Origin of the sequence: Streptomyces sp. NPDC051286, from assembly GCF_044455345.1 — a bacterium.
Lineage (GTDB): Bacteria > Actinomycetota > Actinomycetes > Streptomycetales > Streptomycetaceae > Streptomyces.
The window spans coordinates 1-9,261 of sequence record NZ_JBITER010000096.1 but is presented as its reverse complement, the minus strand read 5'-3'; the positions used below and the strand labels follow the sequence as shown (position 1 = coordinate 9,261).

Sequence of the window (9,261 nt, the reverse complement as noted above, 5' to 3'; positions counted from 1 at the left end):
GAGCAGGTCTGGATCAACGAACCGACACCGGAAACAAAACCTCTACAACAGTCCGCATAGCGTCAAACCGTCTCATTTGACTTGACAACTTCCGGAGGCGGCCGGAAGGGCAGGCAGGCCATTGTTCGGGTGGGTGGCGGCAGGCGTGGGCGACGCGGACGACACCCGGGCCGGGCGGGCCCAGGTCCGCGACAGCAGGGAGAGTCTGGAAGTCGTCGTCGTGCAGCAGCGCGCCGATGGATCGCTGGCGACGGTGCCGTGGCTGGCCCCGGACCGTCACGGCAACCGGCTCGCGGGGCTGGAACTGCCCCGGGACCAGCCCCCACCGTCGAGAACGGCACGGGCGGCGGCGAGCTGTGGGCTGAGGCTGCCGATCCAGTTCGCGTACGCCGAAGTCATGGACCGCGCGATCGCAGAGCTGGAGGAACTCTACGTTCGCGCCTGGCAGGAGAAGGACAGTCACTGGCTCTCCGGCCAGCTGATTCTTGCGCTCGATGAGGATTGTCAGACCCGTCTGGCAGGGTTTTCACTCCGGTACAGCGAGAGCGACGGTCTTGAGGTGGCCAGTGCCTGAAATAAGCGAAGAGGCGGCGGGCGTGCTGTCGTTCGACCTGACCACGCGGCCCTGGATTCCGGTGCTGAGACTGGACGGTGCTCAGGACGATTTGTCGCTGCGGGAGGTGTTCGAGCAGGCCGGCACCCTGCGTCGGCTCGTCGGGGACCTGCCCACTCAGGAATTCGCTCTGATACGTCTGCTGCTCGCTCTGGCCCACGACGCGCTCGACGGACCGCGGGACTCCGACCACTGGGCAGATCTGTGGGAGGACGAGGACTGCTTCGCGCCCCTGGCCGCCTATCTCGACGAGCACCGTGGCCGGTTCGACCTGTTCGATGCGCGTACGCCGTTCTTCCAGGTCGCCGGATTGCACACGGTGAAGAACGAGGTCTTCCCGCTCAACCGCATCGTGGCCGATGTCCCCAACGGTGAGCCGTTCTTCAGCTCGCGGATGCCCGCCGTCGACCGGCTCACGTTCGCCGAGGCCGCCCGTTGGGTCGTCCACACTCACGCCTACGACACCTCCGGCATCAAGACCGGCGTCGCGGGCGACGACCGGGTCAAGGGCGGCAAGGTGTATCCGCTCGGAGTTGGCTGGGCCGGCAACCTCGGAGGGGTCTTCGCGGAGGGGCACACCCTGCGGGAAACCCTCCTGCTCAATCTCGTGGCTCCTGCCGATACCCCCGGCCTGAACTTTGACGGTGTCGACGACCTTCCTGCCTGGCGGCGCGGGGCGTGTGGGCCGGGCGAAGGGCCGAAACGTCCGCCCACGGGCGTACGTGACCTGTACACCTGGCAGTCGCGGCGCCTGCTCCTGTACGCCGACGCCGACGGCGTACACGGTGTGGTTCTCGGTTACGGCGACCCGCTTCACGCGCGCAACAAGCACGGCTACGAGCCGATGACTGCCTGGCGGCGCAGTACGGCGCAGGAGAAGAAGCATGGCGAACCCCTGGTCTACATGCCTCGCGAACACGACCCGGCCCGCTCCGCGTGGCGGGGGATCGCCTCCCTGATCGCCGACCGGACCGAGGCGTCCCAAGGCGCGGAAGCCGCGAACCGTCTGCGGCCCAGGGTCCTGGAATGGATCGCGTATCTGGTGACGGCCGGCGAGCTGGAGCAGGGCTACCCCGTCCGGGCCCGGATTGTCGGCGCCCAGTACGGCACGCAGCAGTCCGTCATCGACGAAGTCGTCGACGACCACATCTCCATGGCGGTGGCCCTGCTCCACCAGCAAAACCGCGAGGTCGCCGAGCAGGCCGTCGACGCCGTCACCGATGCCGACGACGCCGTCAACGCACTCGGCGACCTCGCCACCAACCTTGCCCGTGCCGCGGGCAGCGAAAGCGACGGGCCCGGTGCCACAGCACGGGACCTCGGTTTCGCCGCACTCGACACCCCGTACCGCACGTGGCTGGCCGGCCTGGACGGCCACCAGGACCCGTACGAGCAGCGCACCGAATGGCAGCGCCAGGTGCACCGGATCGTGAGCAGGCTCGGCGACCGCCTCATGGCCGAGGCCGGCGATGCCGCCTGGCAGGGCCGCACCATCACACTCAAGAGCGGCACCGAGTGGCTCAACTCCGCTCTCGCGGGCAAGTGGTTCCGATCCCGCCTGGACAGGTGCCTGGGCCACCCGAATCTTCCCGACCGACTGCCGGGCGCGGGCAGCGCCCCGGCGACCGACACCGCCCCGAAGGTGCACGCATGACGACCGCCACCGCTCCGCCCACCGACACCGCATGGCCCACTGTCCGCAGGCGTGTGGAGAAACTTGCCGCCGAACGCATCACCGCGTTCCAGCGCGGATATCTGGCCGACAACCCGAAGGACGTGGCAGCCCTGGCCAGGCTCCGCAGAGGCGCGGGCCGCGAAGCCGGACAGCTCCCCGACCTGTGGAATCTCGTCGACACGACACCGCTGCACGAACCGCACGAGGGCCCCTACGCGCTGAGCGAGAAGCAACTGGCCCGGGCCGAGGACGCCCTGCACGTCGCTCTCACGCTGTGGGCCCTGCACCAGCAGTCCCGCAGCGAGGCCGGAATGCATCAGACCGGCAGTCCCGGAAAGCCGCGCGGAGTGGGCGCCGCGGTGCGCCGCATGATGAAGCCGGGCGAGATCGACGAACCCCTGCGCAAACGCCTGGTCCGGGTCGGCACGGCACCGGATCTGACCGCCCTTGCCCAGCGCCTGCGGGACATCGTCCTGCTGCTGCGCCGCGAGCAGTTCCCGCTCGACTACGCGCTGCTCGCCGGACAGCTCTACCACTGGCAGCAGCCCGGCGGCCCGGACGCCGTACGCAGGGAATGGGGCCGTTCCTTCCACGCCTGGCATGAAGACGGCCAGAACGCCGAGGAACGGACGCCTGCCGCAGACCCGGCGACGACCACCGGTGCCACTGCCACCTCTGACACGACCACCACCGACAAGGACGCTTCGTGAACCGCTTCTATCTCGACGTGCACGCCCTGCAGACCGTCCCGCCCAGCAACCTGAACCGAGACGACACCGGTGCTCCGAAGACCGCGGTGTACGGGGGAGTGCCGCGGGCCCGTGTCTCCAGCCAGGCATGGAAGAAGGCCACCCGGGACTACTTCAAGGCCGAGAGCCTTCTCGACCCGAGTGAACTGGGTGTGCGCACCAAGAAGGTCGTCGAGGTCCTGGCCGACCACATCCGCGATGCCGACCCGTCGCTGGAGGAGGCCGACGCGCTGAACCTGGCGACAGAGGTCATCGCTGCCACGGGCCTGAAGATCGAGGTGCCCAAGCGCAAGAGCCCCGCGAAGAAGACAGCGGCCGAGGACGGAGCGGGTGAGGAGGGTACGCAGGACACTGCTCCCCAGTCCAAGTACCTCGTGTTCCTCAGCACCCGTCAGTTCGCCGGACTCGCCCGTCTCGCCGTCGAGGGCGCAGCCGACATCAAGGCATTCCTGAAACACAAGGACAACAAGGCCCGGGCCAAGCAGATCGCCGACACCCGCCACTCCGTGGACATCGCGCTGTTCGGCCGCATGGTCGCGGACGACGCCGACTTCAACGTCGACGCCGCTGTTCAGGTCGCCCATGCCATCAGCGTCCACCGCGTCGAGAACGAGTCGGACTACTTCACGGCCGTCGACGACCACAACAAGGACTCGGAGCCGGGCGCCGGAATGATCGGCACCGTCGACTTCAACTCGGCGACTCTCTACCGCTACGCGGGCCTCGGCGTTCATCAGCTGGCCGCCAACCTCGGCGAGGGGCTACGCGAGGACGAGTCGCGCACCACCCCGGTGCGCCGTGCCGTCGAGGCATTCGTCCGGGGCTTCACCGAGTCGCTGCCGACCGGGAAGATCAACACCTTCGGTCACCACACGCTGCCCGACGCCGTGATCGTCAAGCTCCGCACCACCCGGCCCATCAGCTTCGTCGCCGCGTTCGAGGAGCCCGTCCGCAGCGGCCAGGGCGGCCATGTGTCCGAGGCGTCCGCGCGCCTGGCGGAGTACGTCCCCGACATCGAGCGGGCGTACGGAGACGACGATTCCACCCTCACATGGCTGCTCCGGGTCGGCCCGAACACACAAAAGCTCGCCGGCCTCGGAACCGAATCGGCGAACATCACCGAGCTCGTCGCCTCGGTCGGCCAGGCCGTCGCCGAGCTCCTGGAGAAGCCCGCATGAGCGTGCTCACCCTGAGGCTGGCGGGCCCCCTGCAGTCCTGGGGGGCCTCCGCCCGTTTCACCCGCCGCACCACCGAGTCCGCACCGACCAAGAGCGGCGTGATCGGCCTGCTCGCCGCCGCCTCCGGCACCGAACGCGGCGACGACGCGGCACTGGTGCGCCTGGGCGCCCTCCGGTTCGGCGTACGCATCGACCAGCCGGGCACCCGGGTACGGGACTTCCAGACCGCACACCACAGCGTCACCGAAACCTCCATGCCGCTGTCCGAGCGCTTCTACCTGGCCGACGCAGTCTTCGTCGCGGCCCTCGAAGGCGACGGGGAACTTCTCGCCTCCCTGCACGCCGCCCTGCGCGCACCGGTGTACCCGCCTTTCCTGGGCCGCCGCTCCTGCCCACCGGCCCGCCCGGTGGAACTCGGCCTTTACGACGGAGTCTCACTCCGCCAGGCACTGACGGACGAGGAATGGCAGGCGGCCCCCTGGTACCGCCAGCAGCGCCGCAGCGAGGCCATGGTGTCCCTTGTCGTCCTGCGCGAGGCCGGTGAGGACGAGCACGACGCGGACTTCCAGCGCGACCAGCCTCTCAGTTTCGCCGCCGAACACCGCAAGCATGCCCTGCGCACCGTGGTCAGCAGGACGGTGAACATCCCCAACCCGGCTGCCGTGCCCCGGCATCCCCGGCATGATCCGTTCGAGGCCCTGGAGGAGAGCGCCTGATGTTCCTGACCCGTTTCCGCGTGAACACCGCACGCCCCGGCGCCCGCCGCCTGCTCTCCTCTCCCCAGGTGCTTCACGCGGCAGTCATGGCATCGTTTCCCGCCCTGCTCCCCTCGGACACAGCCGCCCCTGACGGGCCGCGGGTGCTGTGGCGCCTCGACCAGAACGCACGGGCCGAGGTACAGCTGTACATCGTCAGCCCCGCCCGGCCCGACCTCACCCACCTCGTGGAACAGGCCGGCTGGCCCGCAGCGGCCACCGACCCGCAGACCCCGGGCTGGCAGACCAGACCGTACGCCCCGTTCCTCGACCGTCTGGCCGCGGGGAAGCAGTGGGCGTTCCGGCTGACCGCCAACCCCGTCCACCACATCCGCCGCAAGCCGGACGAGCCGAAGAAGCGCACCGCCCATCTCAATCCCGTACATCAGATGGCCTGGCTCCTCGACCGCCAGGAACACGGAGGCTTCCGCATCCTCGAGAAGCCGGAGAGCAAACGCCTGCTGCCCGGCGGGACGACGTACAAGAAGCACGAACACTTCGGGGACCAGTGCGAACTGACCGTCCGGGACAAACACGGCCTGTCCTTCGACAAGTCCCGCAGCGACGACGGCACCCGCAGGAAGCCGGTCACCATCGTGACAGTCACCTTCGACGGCCGGCTCGAAGTGACCGACCCCGCCGCGCTGCGCCGCACCCTCACCCAGGGAATCGGCAAGGCGAAGGCGTACGGCTGCGGCCTCATCACCCTGGCACCGCTCACCGGCACGGAGTGAAGCGATGGCAACGGTCTCCCAGCGCACGGCCCTCACCCCACGCCACCTCACCCGCACCAGTGAACGGCTGTCCTTCATCTACCTGGAGCGCTGCACGGTGCACCGGGACGCCAACGCCATCACCGCCGAGGACGCCGACGGCACCACCCACATCCCGTCGGCAACCATCGGCACCCTGCTCCTTGGTCCCGGCACCCGCATCACGCACCAGGCGATGAGCGTCCTCGGAGAGACCGGCGCCGCCGTCGCCTGGGTGGGGGAGCAAGGCGTGCGCTACTACGCAGGCGGGCGCGCCCTGACCCGCTCGTCCGCGCTGGCCGAGGCCCAGGCTGTGCAGTGGGCGAACGTCCGCAGCCGTCTGGCCGTTGCCCGCGCCATGTACCGGCTGCGCTTCCCCGACGAGGACCCGGACGGACTCACCCGTAAGGGACTCCTCGGCCGCGAAGGCCGCCGGGTCAAGGACTGCTACCGGGCCCAGGCGGCTCGCACCGGCGTCCCATGGCACGGCCGCAAGTACACCCCGGGCGACTTCGCCGCAGGCGACCCGGTCAACCAGGCCATCACCGCCGCAGCCCAGTGCATGTACGGCATCGCCCACGCGGTCGTGGCATCCCTGGGCTGCAGCCCGGCACTTGGCTTCGTCCACTCCGGTCACGAGCTGTCCTTCGTCCTCGACATCGCCGACCTCTACAAGACCGAAATCGGCATCCCCCTGGCCTTCGACATTGCCGCGGAGGACGAAGAGGACGTGGCCTCCCGCACCCGCAGAGCCCTACGCGACCGCATCAACGAAGCGTCCCTGCTGGACCGCTGCGTGGACGACATCAAGCGCCTCCTGCTGAACGACGAAGCAGGCCCCACGATCCCCAGCGACCAGGATGTCGTCACGCTCCACAGCGACGGAGACCGCAAGGTTGCGGCCGGTCGCAATTACGGGGGCACGGACAGCGGTGAGGACGAGGCGATGCTCTGGTGACCGTGATCGTTCTCACCAACTGCCCTGCCGGCCTCAGAGGATTCCTCACCCGCTGGCTACTCGAGATCTCCGCAGGCGTCTTCATCGGCAACCCATCAGCAAGAATCCGCGACGTCCTGTGGGACGAGGTACAGCAATACGCTGGCCAAGGCCGGGCCCTGCTCGCCCATACGACGAACAACGAACAGGGCTTCACCTTCCGGACCCATGACCACAGCTGGCACCCGATCGACCACGAGGGGCTGACACTGATTCGTCGCCCGAACACCACTGCGGCACCGAGGAGCAGCAGCGGTGGCCCGAAGACGGGCTGGAGCAAGGCCTCCAAACGGCGTCGCTTCGGAAAGACATGAATGCCGGTAATGAGCTGTTCAGGCAATTTGCCGGAATCTATGAAAGTGGTTCAGAACGGCTCGCACCCGCCCTAAAACCGCAGGTCGCGGAGCCTGCTCCCCGCACCTGCTCCCCGCACCCAGAATTCCCCGCCGACCACATAGCGCAGAGCACTGCTCCCCGCACCTGCTCCCCGCACCCGCGGGGATGGTCCCCTCACCCGGACCGCTGCTAGATGCGCTGGATGCTGCTCCCCGCACCCGCGGGGATGGTCCCTTGTCGATGTGGTGCGGGGAGCGCCCCGGGCCCTGCTCCCCGCACCCGCGGGGATGGTCCCCGGCCGGTCCACCACTCCCGGATCTGGTCAGGCTGCTCCCCGCACCCGCGGGGATGGTCCCTCCGTGTCCGCCAAGTAGTCCCTACACGGCGGCTGCTCCCCGCACCCGCGGGGATGGTCCCTCCGTGTCCGCCAAGTAGTCCCTACACGGCGGCTGCTCCCCGCACCCGCGGGGATGGTCCCGGTCCACGCTGCATACAAGGCTCTGGAGGCTGCTGCTCCCCGCACCCGCGGGGATGGTCCCCCGAGCACCTTCCGCGCGGTCGGCCCCAGCGTCTGCTCCCCGCACCCGCGGGGATGGTCCCGTCGTGGGCCGCGAACGCCGGCACGGGCACCGCTGCTCCCCGCACCCGCGGGGATGGTCCCAGGTTCGGGAAGAGCGCAAGGACGGCTCCTGCTCCCCGCACCCGCGGGGATGGTCCCTTCCGCAGCTCCGCCACCGGCAGGGCCTCGTACTGCTCCCCGCACCCGCGGGGATGGTCCCCGTCCCCGGGACGGATGCCGGAACGGATGCCACTGCTCCCCGCACCCGCGGGGATGGTCCCCGGCTCACCGGCAAGGCGGCCACGCTGATGGCCTGCTCCCCGCACCCGCGGGGATGGTCCCCCCCTTTGCCCGGTGGGCGTGGTGCTCACCGACTGCTTCCCGCACCCGCGGGGATGGTCCCTCGACTCCGATTTCGGAAAGTGGGACATCCTCCTGCTCCCCGCACCCGCGGGGATGGTCCCCTCGCCGAGCTGCGCGAGCTCACCGGCCACCCCTGCTCCCCGCACCCGCGGGGATGGTCCCGTCTCTTTCGGCCACCGCCGCCTCGCCCGGCACTGCTCCCCGCACCCGCGGGGATGGTCCCGACGGCGGCATCACCCTCATTTGACCAGCAGACTGCTCCCCGCACCCGCGGGGATGGTCCCGGGAAGCGCGCCGCCTCCAGGAAGAGTGGCGGCTGCTCCCCGCACCCGCGGGGATGGTCCCGGCGCATCGTGGGAGACCGTCAACGGGATCTACTGCTCCCCGCACCCGCGGGGATGGTCCCAGTTTCGACTGTTCCGGCCTGGTGCAGTACGTCTGCTCCCCGCACCCGCGGGGATGGTCCCTGCGGCACTTGCCACCGAGGACCAGGCCGTAGCTGCTCCCCGCACCCGCGGGGATGGTCCCGTCACCGATGAGGCAGAGCACCGCAAGGAGGACTGCTCCCCGCACCCGCGGGGATGGTCCCGCGCCCCACTGACCTACTGGCTAGAGCAGCACCTGCTCCCCGCACCCGCGGGGATGGTCCCGTGGTGTGCTGCTCGGGGGTGAGTTCCTGAATCTGCTCCCCGCACCCGCGGGGATGGTCCCCGGAATCTGGCGCTGTCGCAGACACAGCTCGCCTGCTCCCCGCACCCGCGGGGATGGTCCCTGGGTTCGGGCGTCGTCGGCGGCCTGCTGCTTCTGCTCCCCGCACCCGCGGGGATGGTCCCGGGCTCGGCTCCCTCACCGGAACCCTGTCACCCTGCTCCCCGCACCCGCGGGGATGGTCCCGGGCCGGGGAGGTCCATGGAGGTGGTGCGCCGCTGCTCCCCGCACCCGCGGGGATGGTCCCGCGCTCGGCAAGTTCGTTGGCACTGGCGCCGGCTGCTCCCCGCACCCGCGGGGATGGTCCCGCGCAGCAGCCTTCTCGGCACGGTTGGCAGGCCTGCTCCCCGCACCCGCGGGGATGGTCCCGTCCGGAGGCCGGGCGCCTGTAAGGAAGCGCGCGGGACGGGGCCGGTGTGGCTGCGCGGTCGTTCAGGCGCCGTACGTCCTGCGGCCCGCGAGCCAGGTTCCCCGTACGGGGATGTCGCGAATCCGCATCGGGTCGGCCGTGCGGGGGTCGGCGCCGAGCCAGACCAGGTCGGCCGGGGCGCCGGGCACGAGGGCGCGGCGGTCGTC

Annotated in this window: 7 protein-coding genes, 1 pseudogene and 1 CRISPR repeat array; all 8 genes and pseudogenes read left to right on the top strand. The window is 69.9% G+C overall.

The features are described from left to right. Positions 1-103 precede the first annotated feature (103 nt). Positions 104-574 (top strand): annotated as a pseudogene (locus tag ACIBB8_RS36760) (CRISPR-associated helicase/endonuclease Cas3); the annotation flags it as partial. Further along, a complete protein-coding gene (gene casA, locus ACIBB8_RS36755) occupies positions 567-2,267 on the top strand; it encodes a type I-E CRISPR-associated protein Cse1/CasA (RefSeq protein WP_398959640.1) in 1,701 nt (566 codons plus the stop codon). The pseudogene ACIBB8_RS36760 and the gene casA, both read left to right, overlap by 8 nt. Then, on the top strand, positions 2,264-2,998 hold the full coding sequence (gene casB, locus ACIBB8_RS36750; protein WP_398959638.1) for a type I-E CRISPR-associated protein Cse2/CasB: 735 nt from the start codon (positions 2,264-2,266) through the stop codon (positions 2,996-2,998). The genes casA and casB overlap by 4 nt, the downstream gene beginning before the upstream one ends. After that, on the top strand, positions 2,995-4,215 hold the full coding sequence (gene cas7e / locus ACIBB8_RS36745) for a type I-E CRISPR-associated protein Cas7/Cse4/CasC (protein WP_398959636.1): 1,221 nt from the start codon (positions 2,995-2,997) through the stop codon (positions 4,213-4,215). The genes casB and cas7e overlap by 4 nt, the downstream gene beginning before the upstream one ends. Continuing rightward, positions 4,212-4,931 carry a type I-E CRISPR-associated protein Cas5/CasD gene (cas5e, locus tag ACIBB8_RS36740; protein ID WP_398959634.1) on the top strand — a complete coding sequence of 240 codons (720 nt, stop codon included), beginning with the start codon at positions 4,212-4,214 and terminating at the stop codon, positions 4,929-4,931. The genes cas7e and cas5e overlap by 4 nt, the downstream gene beginning before the upstream one ends. Then, complete coding sequence (gene cas6e / locus ACIBB8_RS36735; RefSeq protein WP_398959632.1) at positions 4,931-5,704, top strand: type I-E CRISPR-associated protein Cas6/Cse3/CasE; 774 nt, start codon at positions 4,931-4,933, stop codon at positions 5,702-5,704. The genes cas5e and cas6e overlap by 1 nt, the downstream gene beginning before the upstream one ends. A 4-nt stretch (positions 5,705-5,708) precedes the next feature. Next, a complete protein-coding gene (cas1e, locus tag ACIBB8_RS36730) occupies positions 5,709-6,680 on the top strand; it encodes a type I-E CRISPR-associated endonuclease Cas1e (protein ID WP_398959630.1) in 972 nt (323 codons plus the stop codon). Beyond that, positions 6,677-7,033 carry a type I-E CRISPR-associated endoribonuclease Cas2e gene (gene cas2e, locus ACIBB8_RS36725; protein WP_398959628.1) on the top strand — a complete coding sequence of 119 codons (357 nt, stop codon included), beginning with the start codon at positions 6,677-6,679 and terminating at the stop codon, positions 7,031-7,033. The genes cas1e and cas2e overlap by 4 nt, the downstream gene beginning before the upstream one ends. A 166-nt stretch (positions 7,034-7,199) precedes the next feature. Continuing rightward, positions 7,200-9,054: a CRISPR direct-repeat array (repeat unit 29 nt; unit sequence CTGCTCCCCGCACCCGCGGGGATGGTCCC). Between the last annotated feature and the right edge of the window lie 207 nt (positions 9,055-9,261).

Bases quoted from the DNA above. Each gene is read 5' to 3' on its own strand.
- casB (WP_398959638.1), top strand. From the start codon at position 2,264: ATGACGACCGCCACCGCTCCGCCCACCGACACCGCATGGCCCACTGTC.
- cas5e (WP_398959634.1), top strand. From the start codon at position 4,212: ATGAGCGTGCTCACCCTGAGGCTGGCGGGCCCCCTGCAGTCCTGGGGG.
- cas6e (WP_398959632.1), top strand. From the start codon at position 4,931: ATGTTCCTGACCCGTTTCCGCGTGAACACCGCACGCCCCGGCGCCCGC.
- cas1e (WP_398959630.1), top strand. From the start codon at position 5,709: ATGGCAACGGTCTCCCAGCGCACGGCCCTCACCCCACGCCACCTCACC.